This is a genomic window from Actinomadura madurae (genome assembly GCF_900115095.1).
GTDB classification, from domain to species: domain Bacteria; phylum Actinomycetota; class Actinomycetes; order Streptosporangiales; family Streptosporangiaceae; genus Spirillospora; species Spirillospora madurae.
In genome coordinates this window covers 95534-111896 of sequence record NZ_FOVH01000007.1, presented here as the reverse complement: position 1 = coordinate 111896, position 16363 = coordinate 95534, and the positions used below count along the sequence as shown (strand labels likewise).

Annotated in this window: 12 protein-coding genes; 8 read left to right on the top strand and 4 right to left on the bottom strand. The window is 69.7% G+C overall.

Annotation, left to right across the window (positions count from 1 at the left end; all coding sequences use genetic code 11):
* Positions 1-128: 128 nt before the first annotated feature.
* Positions 129-3593 carry an indolepyruvate ferredoxin oxidoreductase family protein gene (locus tag BM339_RS20755; protein WP_075021917.1) on the bottom strand — a complete coding sequence of 1155 codons (3465 nt, stop codon included), beginning with the start codon at positions 3591-3593 and terminating at the stop codon, positions 129-131.
* 92 nt (positions 3594-3685) lie between these two features.
* On the opposite strand from BM339_RS20755, the gene BM339_RS20750 reads away from it, so the two are divergent.
* The 8 genes from BM339_RS20750 to BM339_RS20710 all read left to right on the top strand — a co-directional run bounded on the left by BM339_RS20750 (position 3686) and on the right by BM339_RS20710 (position 13491).
* Entirely contained in the window at positions 3686-4885 is a 1200-nt protein-coding gene (locus tag BM339_RS20750) for a helix-turn-helix domain-containing protein (RefSeq protein WP_075021916.1), read from the top strand.
* Positions 4886-5115: 230 nt separating this feature from the next.
* Positions 5116-5772: a TetR/AcrR family transcriptional regulator gene (locus tag BM339_RS20745; RefSeq protein ID WP_083597791.1), complete on the top strand. Its 657-nt coding sequence runs from the start codon at positions 5116-5118 to the stop codon at positions 5770-5772.
* 62 nt (positions 5773-5834) lie between these two features.
* Complete coding sequence (locus BM339_RS20740) at positions 5835-6236, top strand: TolB-like translocation protein (RefSeq protein WP_075021915.1); 402 nt, start codon at positions 5835-5837, stop codon at positions 6234-6236.
* 1445 nt (positions 6237-7681) lie between these two features.
* Positions 7682-9187, top strand: coding sequence for an ABC transporter substrate-binding protein (locus tag BM339_RS20730; protein WP_177287741.1), 1506 nt, complete (start codon positions 7682-7684; stop codon positions 9185-9187).
* A 23-nt stretch (positions 9188-9210) separates the two neighbouring features.
* Entirely contained in the window at positions 9211-10152 is a 942-nt protein-coding gene (locus tag BM339_RS20725; RefSeq protein WP_075021912.1) for an ABC transporter permease, read from the top strand.
* Complete coding sequence (locus tag BM339_RS20720; RefSeq protein ID WP_021592109.1) at positions 10149-11843, top strand: dipeptide/oligopeptide/nickel ABC transporter permease/ATP-binding protein; 1695 nt, start codon at positions 10149-10151, stop codon at positions 11841-11843. The genes BM339_RS20725 and BM339_RS20720 overlap by 4 nt, the downstream gene beginning before the upstream one ends.
* A complete protein-coding gene (locus tag BM339_RS20715) occupies positions 11836-12660 on the top strand; it encodes an ATP-binding cassette domain-containing protein (protein WP_075021911.1) in 825 nt (274 codons plus the stop codon). Before BM339_RS20720 ends, BM339_RS20715 begins: the two co-directional genes overlap by 8 nt.
* A 102-nt stretch (positions 12661-12762) precedes the next feature.
* On the top strand, positions 12763-13491 hold the full coding sequence (locus BM339_RS20710; protein ID WP_033331051.1) for a FadR/GntR family transcriptional regulator: 729 nt from the start codon (positions 12763-12765) through the stop codon (positions 13489-13491).
* Between the two features lie 39 nt (positions 13492-13530).
* Here the strand turns inward: BM339_RS20710 and BM339_RS20705 are convergent, their stop codons facing one another.
* From BM339_RS20705 to BM339_RS20695, 3 genes are read right to left on the bottom strand one after another with little or no spacing between them, the layout of a single operon-like run.
* Positions 13531-14298 (bottom strand): crotonase/enoyl-CoA hydratase family protein, encoded by a 768-nt coding sequence (locus BM339_RS20705; protein ID WP_021592106.1) that lies wholly within the window; start codon positions 14296-14298, stop codon positions 13531-13533.
* 20 nt (positions 14299-14318) lie between these two features.
* Complete coding sequence (locus BM339_RS20700; protein WP_075021910.1) at positions 14319-15077, bottom strand: SDR family NAD(P)-dependent oxidoreductase; 759 nt, start codon at positions 15075-15077, stop codon at positions 14319-14321.
* 19 nt (positions 15078-15096) lie between these two features.
* On the bottom strand, positions 15097-16296 hold the full coding sequence (locus tag BM339_RS20695; protein ID WP_024934864.1) for a thiolase family protein: 1200 nt from the start codon (positions 16294-16296) through the stop codon (positions 15097-15099).
* Between the last annotated feature and the right edge of the window lie 67 nt (positions 16297-16363).

Here is a 16363-nt window from a genome sequence, read left to right as displayed (position 1 = left end):
AATCCGGGGCCCACTCCCGGGCCTCATGCAGCGCTCCCGCTCGGGCAGCGCACGTACCTCGGTCGAACCGCGCCTCCCAGGGCCGTTCGTCATGCTCGTCCGTCGACGTCAGGGACCCGGGGCGCCCGTCAGAGCGTGGCCCGCCAGTCGGCGCTCAGGGTAGCCAGCTCCCGCTCGTACGCCTCCGCGCTGCGGAGCTTGACGTCCTCGTAGCCGCGCAGTTGGTCGGGCAGAGCCGCGATCCGCGTGGCGAGGCTGTAGTTCGTGCTCGACAGTCCGTCGGTGAGCCGGCCGACCAGCTCGACGTAGTCGGCGAGGACACGGCGCTCGAGACGTCGTACGGCGGTATGGGCGAACGGGTCATACCAGTGACCGCGTAGGAACTTCAGACTCGCGAGGGCGCGCAGGACCGGCCGCGAGGACGGCCCGAGCTGCAGCTTCCTGCCCATCCCGAGCGCACGGAGCGTGGGCGGGTGGAGATTGAACGCTGCTCGCCCGGACCCGCCCTCCGCGCGGACCGACGCGAGGAACTCCGGCGCAGTGAGCAGCCGGGCCACCTCGTACTCGTCTTTGTAAGCGGTCAGCTTGTAGAGGTGGCGTGCCACCTGCTCGCTGAGGGCACTGCCGTCGCCGAGCTTTCGCTCCTTGGCCCAGACGGTCGAGACGCGGCCGACGTACTCGACGGCGAGCTTCGGGCCCTGGTAGGCCTCCAGGCGCGCGGCCCGGTCCACGACGATCCGGCGGGTCTCGCCTGTGAACCCGGACGCGTCGATGTGCTGCGCCACCCGAGCGCTCGGTGTCCGGGGCACGCCGGGCGACGGGACAGGGGCGTTGGTGGGGTCGGCCGCGATGGCGCGTCCCCAGCGGAAGGCGCTGATGTTCGCCGCGACCGCGACGCCGTTGAGCGTGATCGCATCCTCGATGGCCTGCGCCGGGATCGGGAGCCGGCCGGTCTGGCAGGCGGCACCGACCAGCAGCAGATTCGCGGACTGGATGGACCCGAAGAGGGTCTCGCAGATCTTGAGGGCGTCCACACCCACCAGGTCGGTGTCGGGTCCTGCGAGCCTGTCGAGGAGAGTGTCGGTGCCGGGGTAGGCGACCGATGCGTCCGCCACCATGTCGCCCGTCGGGGTGATGCTGGTGGAGGCGACGATCGTTGTGCGGCCCGGCGCCACCCGACTTGCGTTCTTCTCCTCGGCCGCGACCAGGAGATCGAAGGCGAGGAACAGGTCAGCGGCGCCCTCGCCGACCCGGTTCGACGCCGCGTCGCCTCGTTGCACGAGACGCAGGTGGGAGACGACGGGTCCCGCCTTCTGGCTGAGTCCGGTCTGGTCGAGCCCCACGACCTCGTAACCGGCGGTCAGTGCGGCGGTCGCGATGATCTGGTTGACCGTGACGATGCCGGTTCCGCCGATCCCGGCCATGAAGACGTCGGTGCCGGCCCGCTCGATGCTCACATCGGGGGCCGCGGGTGGCTTTGGCAGCTTCCGCTTGGTGCGCGGACTCTTCCGCCGACCCGAGTCCGTGACGGTGACGAAGCTCGGGCAGTCTCCCGCGAGGCAGCTGTAATCGGTGTTGCAGCTGGTCTGGTCGATGCGGGTCTTGCGCCCGAGGTCCGTGTCGATCGGCTGTACCGAGAGGCAGTTGCTCTTGACCCCGCAGTCGCCGCAGCCCTCGCAGACCTCCTGGTTGATGACGACCCTGCTCGGACGGGGCGGGAGCTTCCCACGCTTACGGAGCCGCCGGGCGTTCGCCGCGCACTGCTGGTCGTAGACGAGGACGGTGACGCCGTCGACCTCCCGCAGAATGCGCTGCGCCTCGTCGAGCCGCTCGCGCGGCCAGACCACCGCGTTCCTCGGCATCTTGATCCGTCGATACCGCTCGGGCTCGTCGGCGCAGACGATGATCCGGACCACCCCCTCGGCCAGGAGCTTGCGGGCGAGGGCGGGGACCGGCAGGCCGGCCTGGGGGTCCTGTGCCCCGGTCATGGCGACCGCAGAGTTGTAGAGCACCTTGTAGGTGATGTTGACGCCGGCCGCGACCGCGGCCTGGACGGCGAGCTGGCCGGAGTGGAAGAAGGTGCCGTCGCCGACGTTCTGGAAGATGTGGCGGTGTGAGCTCCAGGCCGCCTGCCCGATCCACTGGGCTCCTTCGCCGCCCATCTGGGTCCATCCGGTGATCGCCGAGTCCTGGCGGGCCGAGACCGAGGCCAGCGTATGGCAGCCGATGCCACCGCCCGCGATCGATCCGTCGGGCACCACCGTCGACGAGTTGTGCGGGCAGCCAGAGCAGAAGTACGGCGTGCGCTGGACCGGCAGCAGCCCGAGCCGGCGGCGCTGGTAGGGAGGCCGCCGGAGCGCGATGCCGCCGCCGAAGGCCCGTCTGATCGGGTCGTGCAGCCGCTCGGGCAGCAGCTCGCCGTCGCCCGGCACGAGGGCGGCGCCCTGGGCGTCCCGCTTCCCTAGCACGGTCGGGCGGTGCTCCAGCGAGTACAGGATGTCCTTGACCTGGCGCTCGATGACCGGAGCCTTCTCCTCGACCACCAAAATGGTGTCGAGTCCCTCGGCGAAGGCCCGGATCCGACCACGGTCGAGGGGGTACGGTGCGGCGACCCCGGCAATGCTGATCCCCGCGGTGGCGACGGCGCCGGGGTCGAGGCCGAGGTCCTGGAAAGCCTGGACGGCGGCGTCCACGGCGACTCCGCTCCCGATGACGCCGAACCGAGGACGTGGGGTCGCCGACCGCACCCGGTCGAGATCGTTGGCGGCCAGGAAGGCCTCCACGGCCGCCCACCGGGGTCCGGTGAGCTCGGCCTCGACACGCAGGCTCTCGCCCGGAGTGTGCACGGGCTGCTGCGCATACACCCAGGGGCGCCCTCTCCACATGACCTCGGGGTGATTGAACTCGACGGCCTGGAAGCCGTGGGCGACGGTCCACACTCCGTCCGCGACGTCGCTCAGGACCTTCACACCGACCCAACATCCGGTGAATCGGGAGAGCTCGACGGCAGCCAGCGTGTGGAGGACGACCTCCGTGCCGTTGCGTGGCGTGAAGAACGGCATGTTGAGCGCGGCTAGGGTCGCGTCACTGGCGTACGGCAGGGTCGACGACTTCGATGACGGATCGTCGCCCACGAACGCGACGACCCCTCCGCGCGGGTCGGTGCCGTACATGGTGGCATGTCGGATGGCGTCCGTTGCCCGGTCGAGGCCGGGGCCCTTCCCGTACCAGACGCCGACCACCCCGTCCACGGTGCGCTCGTCGTCCGGGAGTTGCATCTGAGTGCCCCAGACGGCGGTGGCGGCGAGTTCCTCGTTGACCCCCGGGCTCAGGTGCACCTGGTGGTCCTCGCGCAGGCCCGGGATCGATGCGAGCAGGCTGTCGAGCCCGCCGAGGGGAGACCCTTGATAGCCCGACACGAAGACCGAGGTGTTCCGGCCACGTGCGACGTCGCGTGCGTGCTGCTCGATCAAAGCCCGCGCGATCGCCTGGACCCCCGTGAGGAGGACGCGCTCGTCGCCGACCTCGTACTTCGCCTCCAGCCGGTAGTCGCCGGTCGTCTCGGCGGTCTCGCTCAGCGCGCCTGCGGTCATGGGGCCGTCCTCCGGTCGCGTCAGGAGGATCCGGGGGGACGGATCCTGTCGATTTCACCAATTGTCAGGAGTGGAGTGGTGGAGATCTACGGGTGAGCGACGAAATCGCTTACCATCCGAGGATGCTCGATCGTGAAATCCACGAAGGCGGAGAGGTCGAGATCCACGATCTGTGCCGACGCGTGCTCGGGACCATGGACCAGCTCGTGAACCGGGCCGTCGACCGGATCCGCGAGGAGCTCCCCGACTACGAGTCCGTCCCCGAGTCGGAGCACTGGGCCGATGTGCACGAACAGCTCACGCGGCGTGTGCGGGCGCTGGACGAGGACCTCGTTCCAGGGGAACGCGATCTCGCGTCGGCGGCGGATCTGGCCCGCAGCCGGGCGCGTCAGCGGGTACCGATCTCGACGCTCATCGACGCCTTCCACATCGGGGACAGCGAGGTCTGGCGGGCGCTGGTCGCCGCCTCGACCGCGCGCGACGCTCCGTACTTGCCGCACCTGGCGAGCCGGATGATGGACTCGATCCACGCGCTCTCTGCCGCGCTGGCCTCAGCCCACTCGGAGGTCACGCAGACGATGCAGGGCCACCACATCACCTTGGCGCATCGCCTGGTGGAGTTGCTCGCCCTCGGCGGCCACGAACGTGAGCTTCACGCCGTGGCGCAGGCACTCGGTCTGTCCCCGACCAGCAGCTGGCAGGTGTTCCTCTGGGCGCCGCCGCGACCCGCGGACGACCTCAGCTTCGGGCTCCAGCAACGCATCGGCCGCCTCGGTGCCCACGTCATCTGCGCGGCGCGGGAGCAGCAGCTGGTGATCGTCGCAGACCGTGCCTCCGCGGAGGCCGTCCGCCGCTTCGTCGACGAGGAACTCCAGGGCGGACGGATCGGTATCGGCGTCCTGCGGCCGGGTCTGGCGGGTGCGTCCGAGAGCCTCGAGGATGCTCGGCTGGTTCTGAACGCGACCGCCCCCGGACGGACGACGCGGGAGTTCGCGGAGGGGTGGGTCGAGGCCTGCGTCCTGGCGCACAGCCGTCGACTCGGGCCGCTCCTGGATGGGGCGATCCAGGTGGCGCGCGAGCAACCGCATCTCGCCGACGCCGTCGAGGCGAGCTACCTGAGCTCGATGTCGCTGACCGACGCGGCCGCGCGGCTGCACCTGCACGCCAACAGCGTGACCTACCGACTCGCCCGGTGGCGCGAACTCACCGGGCTCGATCCGCGCAGCGTTCCAACACTCGTCCAGTCCTGGTTGGCCGTTCATGAAGCGAGACGATTCGGCACGAACGGCTAAGCCAGCGCGCATCGACCGTGGTCGAACATCGCTCGAACTTGCTGACACATTCGGCCGAGCGCGTGATGGCGGTCATGGCCTGGCCGGCCCCAAACGACCACCGGCTGCGAGAGAGCAGTCAACTTGGTACTTCTATCGTCGGCGGTCAAAGCAGTGTCACCACTTGACAGGTGCTGGGAAAACTGAAACCGGCGGTGTTGCGGCCCACCGTGCAGTGGAGACGTTAGACGATGCAGAGGGTCGCTTCTGGTGGTGATCTGATGGTAGAGCGTGACACGTCGGCCGGGCGGGACCGGCATCGCACGGCCGGCAGGGATGAGACACAGGCCGTTGCCGCTCGACTGTTCGGTGAGTTGGGCTATGACGAAGTGTCCATCCACATGGTCGCCGACGCTGTCGGCGTCGCCCCGGAAACGCTTGTTGATCTATACGGAGGTAAGCAGGGCCTGTATTTCGGGGTCATGGAGGCGTCGGCGCTGGAGTGGCGAGAGCAGTTGGACCTGCTGCTGGTGAAAGATTACACGCCTGACGCCGATGGCCTGATCCGGGTCGGGGATCTGTATCTAGATTACTGTCTCGAGCATCCGGAAATATCCAGGATACTAATTCATCGCTGGATGTCCGATGCTAGCGACTTCACCGATGTGGAGCATGACATAGTCGTCCCCTTGATTGAGAAGTCGATCGATCTGGTTCGCGGTGCAGCCGAGCCAGGCGTCGACGCAGAGGCGGCGACATGGACGTTTCTCTGGATGATACACGGCTATCTACAATCAGGTTACCTGGACAGAAACGGCCGAAAGATTCCCCCGACCAATCCCAAGGCGCTGGGCCGGTTTCGTGATCATATGCATTGGCTTACGAGGAAGATTACTGGCGCCGAATAACGGTGGTGCCTTCGAGGAGCACGATGTCAAAATCGGTCGCTGATCGTTGAACGTGATGTTCTATGATCAACGGGACGACGTGCAGGTTGCGGTCGATCGCGTGCACCTGGTCCGACAGCACCGCCCTGTACGAGTCGAAAACCTCCGTCGACGGCGGCCGCGCGCTCACCTACGTGCAGGTCGGCGGCAACCCCGGCCTGTGGAAACTGGACCTCAAGACCGGCCGACGCACACGGCTGACCCACAACGCCGACTGGCAGGAGGACCACGGCGACTCACCGGACGGCCGGTGGTCGGTGACGACCATCGACTCGCGCGGGTCGCATTACCTGGACTACCTGTCGCTTATGCCCTACCGCAGCTTCTTCGACGCCTGGGAGATCAGCCCGGTCGCCACATCGCCGTGGGCGGAGCCCAGCGGCGCGTATGCGCGCCGTTCTCTCCGCCGGCGGGGGGGACGTTGATGGGCCAGGATCTGCACCCCTACGACGGCGGCGACGTCCGTCCGGGAACTACCAGGGCTGGTCGATGTGGACGTCAGCACCCATCCACGAGCGATACCAGGCGCCCTCAGCGCCAAGCAGGACATCACCCTCAAGGGCCTGCACTTGGGCACGGTCACTCTGCACTACGACCAGAATTCCCTGACCAAGACCGCCCGAAGACGGTCGACAGCCCGCCGACCACTGCGCCGCCGCCACGACGGCGCCAACGGCATCGCCGTCCTGCACGTCAGCCGGAATCGGGTGACTCCTTGCGCTCGCTCGCCGCGTTCCTCCCCAGGGCCGGGCTCGGCTTGCGCCTGGCTTTGAACCTGGACGGCGGACCGGTCGCCTGCCAGAAGGTGACGGCACGCGGATACACGCGGGACTTTTGCGGGCGCTACGAAACGGCCGTGCACCACGGTCAACTCCAGTTGCTGCGGCCACTGGTCGACTTCCGGCGCTCGCCCCTGCCAATGGCATTGGTAGCCGTTCTGCGCTGACTATGGGCGACCAGTTTCTGTGTCATTTCGTGCACGAGCTAATGTGTGGGGCATTAAAGTATATGGCGCCTATCGTCGGACGACGATTAAACGAGGATGCGGTGGCAGCGGTGATGCGGCTTGATCCTTGCGCACTCGACGTTGTCTCCCTTGGGCGATGCGCACGGGGCCTCTGGGGGTAGGTCGGGCATGGTGGGTGGCGTCGATGGCCAGGAATAGGTCGGCCTTGACGAGGTAGACGCCGTCGGCGCCGAGGTCGATGCGGCCTTGTGCGGCGGCCACGACATCGATTCGCGGCCGATCGGGGAATTGCCGCTGGGTGGACCCGCACGTAAGCGGCGCGGCCGTGGTGGGGCGCCCCGACGCGCACTCCGACGGGATGCCCGTCGCCTACGTGACCATTTCCGGGCAGCGATGAAGGTTGTGCTTGAGGAGGTCGGTCGACGCGGTTGGTGGATGAGGGGGCGATCGCTGGTCTCCTGGCGGCGCCGGGACGGTGGAGGTCGTTGATCGATCCGGAGCCGCCGCCAGTGCCGGGAGGGGCGCGCGGCGTCGTCTCCGTCTGATCGATCTGATCTTCCATGGCATGGGGAAAGTGATCATCATGATCATAATTCAGTGCATGAAGTCAGACTAAAAGATCGCGGCGATGTCGGTAGGTCGATGGCGGTGAACGCGGCCTTGTCGTGCAGGATCCGGGCGAGGTGGGGGGCGCCTCGATGGTCGGGGCGTGCGTCGCGGCGGCGTGAGACTCTGGGCGACAGTGTGCGCGCCGGCGCCGTGTCCTGCGGTTCGACCCCAAAATCATGCATAACAATCGCAGGAATCTCTTGACCTGGGCGGTGTGCTCGGTATTGCATGACCTCACGTCAGGGAGCGACCCCCCGTCCCACCCCTCAGCTGGAGGTTCGTATGCGGAGAAGCGTGACACTGGCGGTTGCGGCCGGGCTGGCGGGCCTGTCGCTGACCGCCTGCGGGGACGGCTCGTCCACCGAGGACCGGGGCACGGTCACTCTCGCCGTCGCCGCGGCGCCGAAGAAGTGGGATCCGTACACCTTCGACTGGGGGCCGATGTCGCAGGCCGAGCAGGCCGTGTACGACACCCTGATACACACCCGGCCGGATGGGAGCCCGGCGCCGGGTCTCGCCACGTCGTGGAAGTACACCGACCCGACGCATTTCGAGTTGACGCTCCGGCGGGGCGTGCGGTTCAGCGATGGCGAGCCCCTTGACGCGGCGGCCGTGAAGAAGAATCTGGATCGTGCCAAGAAGGTCGTCGGGCCGAAGACGGACCAGCTCGCCGCCGTCGAGAGCGTCCAGGCGCCCGACGCGGACACGGTGAAGATCACCCTCAACGAGCCCTATCCCTCGTTGCCCGCCGCCTTCCAGCAGGTCATGGGCATGGTCGCCAGCCCGAAGGCGCTGGACGCCCCGGAGTCCCTGAACCAGAACCCGGTCGGCGCCGGGCCCTACACGCTGGACGGGTCCAAGACCGTTCCCGGCGACCACTACACCTTCAAGAAGAACCCGCAGTACTGGGACGCCAAGTCGGTCGGCGTCGAGACGCTCGTGCTCAAGGTGATCCCGGACATGACCGCGGCGCTCAGTGCGCTGCGCTCCGGTCAGGTCGACGCGACGCTGGGGAGCGTCAACCAGCTGGACACCGCCAAGACCCTGTCGGACGTCAAGGTCCTGTCGCAGCCGAGCTTCTTCGCCTCGCTCAACCTGCAGGACCGCAACGGCACCCAGGTCAAGGCGCTGAAGGACGTGCGGGTCCGGCAGGCGATCCAGTACGCCGTCGACCGTGCCGCCCTGCAGAAGGTGCTGGGGCCCGGATCACCGTCCACGCAGCTGTTCCTGCCGGGAACGCCGGGCTTCGACGAGTCCCTGACCAACGCCTACCCGCATGACCCGGCCAAGGCCAAGCAGCTCCTGGCGGCCGCCGGTTACCCGAACGGCTTCGACCTGCCGCTCGTCAACACCGACTACAGCAACTGGAACGACTACGTGCAGGCGGTGTCGAGCCAGCTGAAGGAGGTCGGCATCAACGTGAAGATCAACAACCTGCCGCTCAGCACGTACCTGGAGGCCAAGTTCAAGACCGACAACCCGGCCTACGCCTGGTTCTACAACGCGTCCGACAACTACTTCGACGTCCAGTACGCGCTGCTCAAGAACGCCAAGTACAACCCGTACAAGGTCGAGTCGCCCGAGATCGAGAAGCTTGCCGCGACGGCGGCGACGCAGCAGGGCGGGGAGCAGGCGGCCACGCTGAAGCAGCTGTCGAGGCGGTTCGTGACCGAGTCCCCGATGATCGTCACGAACGTGGTCGACGTCTTCTACTTCTACGACACCAAGAAGATCAAGAAGATGGAGATGACGGCGCTGCAGCCGATGCCCTCGATCAACGCCCTGCAGCCGGCCGGCTGACGGGGTCCGGGACAGCGGTCGCCATGCTCAGAATCGTCGGCAAGCGGCTCCTCGCGGTCGTCCCCATGCTGTGGGCGATCGCGACGATCGCCTTCTATCTCGTCAACCTGATCCCCGGGTCGCCTGGACGCACCATCCTCGGCGACGCGGCGTCGCAGGAGCAGGTCGACGCGCTCAACCACCGGCTCGGCCACGACCGCCCCCTGCTGGTCCAGTACGGTGACTGGCTCGCGGGCGCGGTCCGCGGCGACTTCGGGGATTCGCTGCAATCCGGCCGGTCCGCGGTGGGCGACGTGGCCACCAGGCTTCCGATCACCCTGTCGATCGCCATCGCCGCGACCGTCATCAGCGTGGTGATCGGCGTGCTCGTCGGCGTGGCCGCGGCCAACGGCGGCCGGTGGCTCGACCGGGTCCTGCAGGGCGGGTCGAGCGTGGCCATGGCGGTCCCCAGCTTCTGGCTGGGCGTGCTCCTGGTGTTCGTCTTCGCGCTCGGCCTGGAGTGGCTCCCGGCGGTCGGGTATGTGCCGTTCACGGAGGACCCCGGGGAGTGGCTGAAGTCGATCGTCCTGCCCAGCGTGTCGGTCGCGATGATCGGGACGGCCACGGTCGGCCGGCAGACCCGCGCCGCGCTCATCCACGAACTGGGCCAGGACTACATCCGCACGCTGTACGCGACCGGCGTCCCGGCGCGCTCGATCGTCCTCAAGCACGCGCTCCGGAACGCCTCGACCCCGATCGCGACCACGGTCGGGTTCCAGTTCATCGGCCTGCTGGGCAGCACGGTCATCGTCGAGCAGGTGTTCGGCATCAACGGGCTCGGCCAGCTCGTCCTCGGCGCCGTCACGAGCAAGGACCTGCCCCTGCTCCTCACGGTCATCATCTTCACGACGGCCATGGTCATCGCGGTGAACCTGATCGTGGACCTGCTGACCGTCTGGCTCAATCCCAAGGCGAGGCGCGCATGAACACCGACCGTCGCCCGCGCGGCTACCCGCACCGCGTCCTCGGCTCGCTCCGCGGCATGCTCAGCCTCGGGTGGCTCGCGCTCGTCGTGATCGGCAGCTTCCTCGCACCGTGGCTGGCGCCGCACGACCCGCTCAAGCAGGACATCGACCGGGCCTATGCGCTTCCGTCGGGCACCTACTGGGCCGGTACCGACTCGCTCGGGCGCGACATACTCAGCCGGATCATGCACGGTGGCTCGGTGAGCCTGCTCGGCGCCGGCGAGGCCCTGCTGGTCGCCGTGGTGATCGGGGTGCCGCTGGGCATGCTGGCGGGCTACCGGGGCGGTGTCGTCGACGCCGTCCTCAGCCGGATCGCCGAGGTCGTGATGTCGCTGCCCGTCATCGTGATCCTGCTCGCGGTGGTGGCGGTGTACGGCAGGGCCTTCACCATCACGATGGGCGCCCTCGGCGTGATCCTCTCCGCGTCCTTCATCCGGCTGGCGCGCGCCACCACCGAAGGAAAGCGCAACGAGCTGTACGTGGACGCCGCCCGAGTCTCGGGTCTCGGTCATCTGCGCATCGCCGTCCGGCACATCCTCCCCAACATCACGGCTCCGCTGCTGATCCAGAGCACGCTGGCGCTCAGCTCCGCCCTGCTCATCCAGGCCGGCCTGGGCTTTCTCGGCCTCGGCCCGGAACCGCCCGCCCCGAGCTGGGGGTCGGGCATCGCCGACGCCGCCAAGTACGTCAACCGCGACGGCTGGCTGATGGTGCCGACCGGCGCCGTCCTCATCTTCACCGTGCTGGCGTTCAACAGCCTCGGGGACGCCCTGCGGGACGCGACCGGTCACGCGGCGCGCTCGGTGGAGCGGCGCCGCCGGATCACCTCCTCCGGCGTGACCCGCAGTTCCGGACGCCTCCTCGAAGTGGACGGCCTGCGCGTCGAGTACCCGGGCCGGCGGGTCATCGACGACGTGACCCTGCACGTGGACGCCGGTGAGGTCCTGGCGCTCGTCGGGGAGTCCGGCTCGGGCAAGACGCAGACGGCCTTCTCCGTCCTCGGGCTGCTGGCCCCCGGAGGCCGGATCACCGGGGGCGGTATCCACCTGGACGGCAGCGACCTGCTCGCCCTGGCCGACAGGAAGCTCGCGGCGCTGCGCGGCACCCGGATGGCGTACATCCCGCAGGAGCCGATGAGCAACCTCGATCCCTGCTTCACCGTCGGGTCCCAGATGGTCGAGCCCCTCGTCGCCAACCTGCGCATCGGACGTGCCGAGGCCGGGAAGCGCGCGCTCGCGCTGCTCGCCCGGGTCGGCATCGGCGAGCCGGAACGGGTGTACCGCAGCTATCCGCACGAGATCTCCGGGGGGATGGCGCAGCGCGTCCTCATAGCGCGAGCGGTCTCCTGCGAGCCGTCCCTGCTCATCGCGGACGAGCCGACCACGGCGCTGGACGTGACGGTCCAGGCCGAGGTCCTGGACCTGCTGCGCGATCTGCAGCGCGAGAGGCGGATGGGCATCGTGCTGGTGACGCACGACTTCGGCGTCGTCGCCGACATCGCCGACCGGGTGGCCGTGATGCAGAACGGCCGGCTCGTCGAGGAGGGACCGGTCGACGAGCTCTTCGCCGCGCCCTCCCACCCCTACACGAAGATGCTGCTCGACTCCTCCCTGGAGGGGCGCGAGCCGCGCAAGGAGCTCCGGCATGTCTGAGGTACTACAGGTCAGCGACCTGCGCGTCGAGTTCGGCGGGCGCGGGCTGTTCGGCAAGCCGGTCGAGGTGCTGCACGGCGTCTCCTTCGAGATCGCCGAGGGCGAGACGTTCGGCCTGGTCGGCGAGTCGGGGTCGGGCAAGACCACGATCGGGCGCGCCGTGCTCGGGCTGGTCGCCCCCTCCGCCGGGACGATCGTCCTGAGCGGCCGGCCCATCGGCGACCTGCGCCGCCGGCGGCGACTCGCACACGAGGTCCAGGTCGTCTTCCAGGACCCCTACACGTCGCTCAATCCGGCGATGACCATCGAGAGCATCCTGAGCGAGCCGCTGCGCGTGCACGGCATGGAGCGCGCCGCCGCCGCCAAGCGCGTCGCCGACCTGCTCGACAAGGTCGCGCTGCCCGCCGACGCGGGCAGACGCTACCCGCGCGAGTTCTCCGGGGGCCAGCGCCAGCGCATCGCCATCGCACGCGCCCTGTCCCTGGAGCCGCGGCTCATCGTCTGCGACGAGCCGGTGTCCGCGCTGGACCTGTCCACGCAGGCGAGGATCCTCGATCTGCTGATCGAGATCCAGGACGCCCTCGGGATCGCGTACCTGTTCATCTCCCACGACCTCGCCGTCGTCCGCCACATCAGCCACCGTGTGGCCGTCATCAACCGTGGTGCGTTCGTGGAGACCGGGTCCGCCGCGCAGGTCACCGAGAACCCGGTGGACCCCTACACCCGCCGGCTCCTGCTGTCCGCCCCGGTCCCCGACCCGGCCCGGCAGCGCGAGCGCCGGGCCGAGCGGCACCGGCTCGCCGGTGAGCCCGCGTAGCGCCCGGACGGCCGCGAAGCACGGCCCGGCGGCCGTTGATGTGGTCCTGCCGCCGCGGCTAGACCATACTGATGGTTGTCATTGATGCGAGGAGGACACAGGGTGGCGCAGCCGCATGTCAGGCGGGGGGTGAAGGTCGGCGAGGCGATCGCGCAGGACATCGTCCGCAAGATCGGCGCGGAGAACCTGCAGCCGGGGACGCCGCTTCCCTCCGAGGCGCAGATGATCGAGGAGTACGGGGTCGGACGTGGCTCGCTCCGGGAGGCGCTGCGCATCCTGGAAGTGCACGGGCTGATCTCCATCAAGCCCGGCCCGCGCGGAGGGCCCATCGTGGCCCAGGTCAGCGCGGACACCTTCGGCCGGATGTCGACGCTGTACTTCCAGGCGGGCCGGATGACGTTCAGCGAGCTGATGGAGGCGCGGCTCGTGATGGAGCCGGTCATGGCGAGGCTCGCGGCCGAGCGCCGTGACGCCGGCATGGCGAAGACGCTCGGCGCCATCGCCGAGGACACGCCGCTGGACGACGACGGCGGCTATCTGAGCCACAGCGGCGACTTCCACCGGTTCGTGGCCTCGATGTCGGGCAACGGCATGCTCGATCTCTTCAGCGGGTCGCTGGGATACATCTTCCACGAACGCGTCAGCGGGCTGTTCTTCCCCAAGGCGCGCCGCGCCAAGGTCAGGCAAGCGCACGCCGAGATCGCCGAGGCGATCGAGGCGGGCGACGCCGACCGGGCCGAGGCACTGATGCGCGAGCACATGCAGGAGTACGCCACCTACGTCAAGCGCCGCCAGCCCGCCCTGATGAACGAGGTCGTCGGCTGGCGCTGACCCGGTGCCGATCCGGTGCCGATCCGGCCCGGTGGCGGCTCAGGCGCCGGTCCACCGGGGAGCGCGCTTCTCCACGAACGCCAGTGCGCCCTCCCTGGCATCGGCCGATCTTCTGACCGGGTCGAGAACCCGCTCCTGCCGGTCGAACTGTTCATCCAGCGGCCAGTCGGCGGAGCGGACCAGCACGTGCTTGGACGCCGCCAGCGCGAGCGGCGCGTTCGCCGCGACCTCGGCGGCCAGGTCCAGCGCCCCGGCGAGCGCCTCGCCCGGGGCGGTGAGCCGGTTGACGAGGTGGACGTCCGCGGCGTCGGCGGCGGGCCACAGCCGCCCGGTGAGGACGAGCTCCATGGCCAGGTGGTAGGGGATGCGCCGCTGGAGCCGGAGCAGTCCGCCGGCCGCGGCGGTGAGGCCCCGCCTGGTCTCGGGCAGCCCGAACCTCGCCTCCCGGGAGGCGACCACGAGGTCGCAGGCCAGGACGATCTCGAAGCCGCCGGCCAGCGCGTACCCCTCGACGGCGGCGATCAGCGGTTTGCGCGGCGGGCGGCGGACGAGGCCGGCGAAGCCGCGTCCCTCCACGATCGGGATCTCGCCGCGGGCGAAGCCCTTCAGGTCCATGCCGGCGCAGAACGTGCCGCCCGCACCGGTGATCACTCCGGCGGCGAGGTCGGGACGGGCGTCGAGCGCGTCGAGCGCGTCCGCGATCCGGTGCGCGAGCTCCAGTGACATGGCGTTGCGTGCGGCGGGACGGTTCATCGTGAGGACCAGGATCCGGCCGTGCTCCTGGATGACGAGCTCGGGCTCGCTCATGATCGGCTCTCCTCGGGGGGTCAGCGGGCGGCCATGCGCATGGCGCCGTCCAGGCGGATCGTCTCGCCGTTCAGCATCGGGTTCTCGATGATCTGCAGGGCGAGCGAGGCGTACTCGGCGGGCAGCCCGAGCCGGTTCGGGTGCGGGACCGTCCGGCCGAGCGAGGCGCGCACCTCTTCGGACAGCCGGGCGAGGATAGGGGTGTCGAACAGTCCGGGGGCGATGGTCGTCACCCTGATCAGCTTCGTCGCGAGGTCGCGCGCGGCGACGAGCGTCATCCCGACGACACCCGCCTTGGCGGAGGCATAGGGGATCTGGCCGATCTGCCCCTCGTAGGCGGCGACCGAGGCGGTGAGGACGCACACACCGCGCTCACCGCCGGTGGGCTCGTTGCGCGCCATCCGCGCGGCGGCCAGCCGCAGCGTGTTGAAGGTGCCGATCAGGTTGATCCGGACGATCCGCTCGTAGGTCTCCAGCGAGCCCGGCCGTCCGTCCCGGTCGACCAGGCGGACCGGGCCGCCGCGCCCGGCGCAGTGCACCAGCGTCCGCAGCGGGGCGACGGACTCGGCGACGTCCAGCGCGGCCTCCACCGCGTCGGGGTCGGTGACGTCCGCCGCCGCGAACGTGCCGCCGATGTCGGCGGCGACGCTCGTGCCCGCGGACTCGGGCAGGTCGAGCACCACCACATGCGCGCCGCGCTCGGCGAGCCGTGCCGCGGTGGCGGCGCCGAGCCCCGACGCGCCGCCGGTGACGACCGCCGAGGTTCCGTTGACGTCCATGTCCTGCCTTCCGTCGTGGTCAGAGGCGTTCGATGATGGTCGCGTTGGCCATTCCGCCGGCCTCGCACATCAGCTGGAGGCCGTAGCGGCCACCACCGTCTTCCAGGGCGTGCAGCATCGTCGTCGCGAGCCGGGCGCCGGAGGCGCCGAGCGGGTGACCGAGCGCGATCGCGCCGCCGCGGGGGTTGACCCGGGCGGGGTCGGCGTCCGGGAACTCGGCGAGCCAGGCCAGCGGGACGGACGCGAACGCTTCGTTGATCTCGATGTGGTCGATCCGGCCGAGGGGGAGCCCCGAGCGTTCGAGGATCCGGTGCGTGGCGGGGACGGGGGCGGTCAGCATCAGCAGCGGGTCGTCTCCGCACACGGCCATCGCGTGCACGCGCGCCCGCGGCGTCAGGCCGAGCTCCGTGCACCGGGCGGCGCTCATGAGCAGGACCGCGGCGGCTCCGTCCGTGATCTGGGACGAGTTCCCCGCCGTGACGTGCCATCCGATCTCCGGGAAGCGCGCCGCGACGTCGTCGCGCCGGAAGGCCGGCTTCAGCGTGCCGAGACCCTCCGCGGTGCTGTCGGGACGGATCGTCTCGTCGCGGCGGAACGGGCCCGCCGGCGTCTCGACCGGGACGGTCTCGCGGTCGAACGCGCCGGAGTCCCGCGTCGCCGCGGCGAGCCGGTGCGAGCGGGCCGCGTACCCGTCGAGGGCGGCCCGTCCGAGTTTCCAGCGGGCGGCGACCAGTTCCGCCGCGACGCCCTGCGACACGAGTCCGGGCGCGTACCGCTCCGCCACCCGGGAGCCGTAGGGGTCGGCGTCCATCCGGGCCGACCCCATCCGAACCCTGCTCATGGATTCGACGCCGGCGGCGATCACCACGTCCTGGCAGCCCGCCCTGATCGCCTGCGCGGCGAAGTGCAGGGCCTGCTGCCCCGACCCGCACTTGCGGTCGATGGTGGCGGCCGGCACGTGCGCCGGCAGCCCGGCGCCGAGCCAGGCCATCCGCCCCGGGGTCGCCGACTGCTCGCCCACCTGCGAGACGCAGCCGACCAGCACGTCGTCGACGAGGCCGGGATCGAAGTCGTGCCGGTCGAGCAGCCCGCGCAGGGTCCGCGCCAGCAGATCGACCGGGTGCACCCCGGCGAGCGCGCCACCGGCCCGGCCCCGGGCGGACGCCGTGCGCACCGCGTCCACGATCACGACATCGCCGGCCCACTGTTCTGAAGGCATGGCTATTGATTATCATGATATGCATAGTAAGTCCACGGTCGGCGCTCCTTGGGGGAGCGCGCGCGAG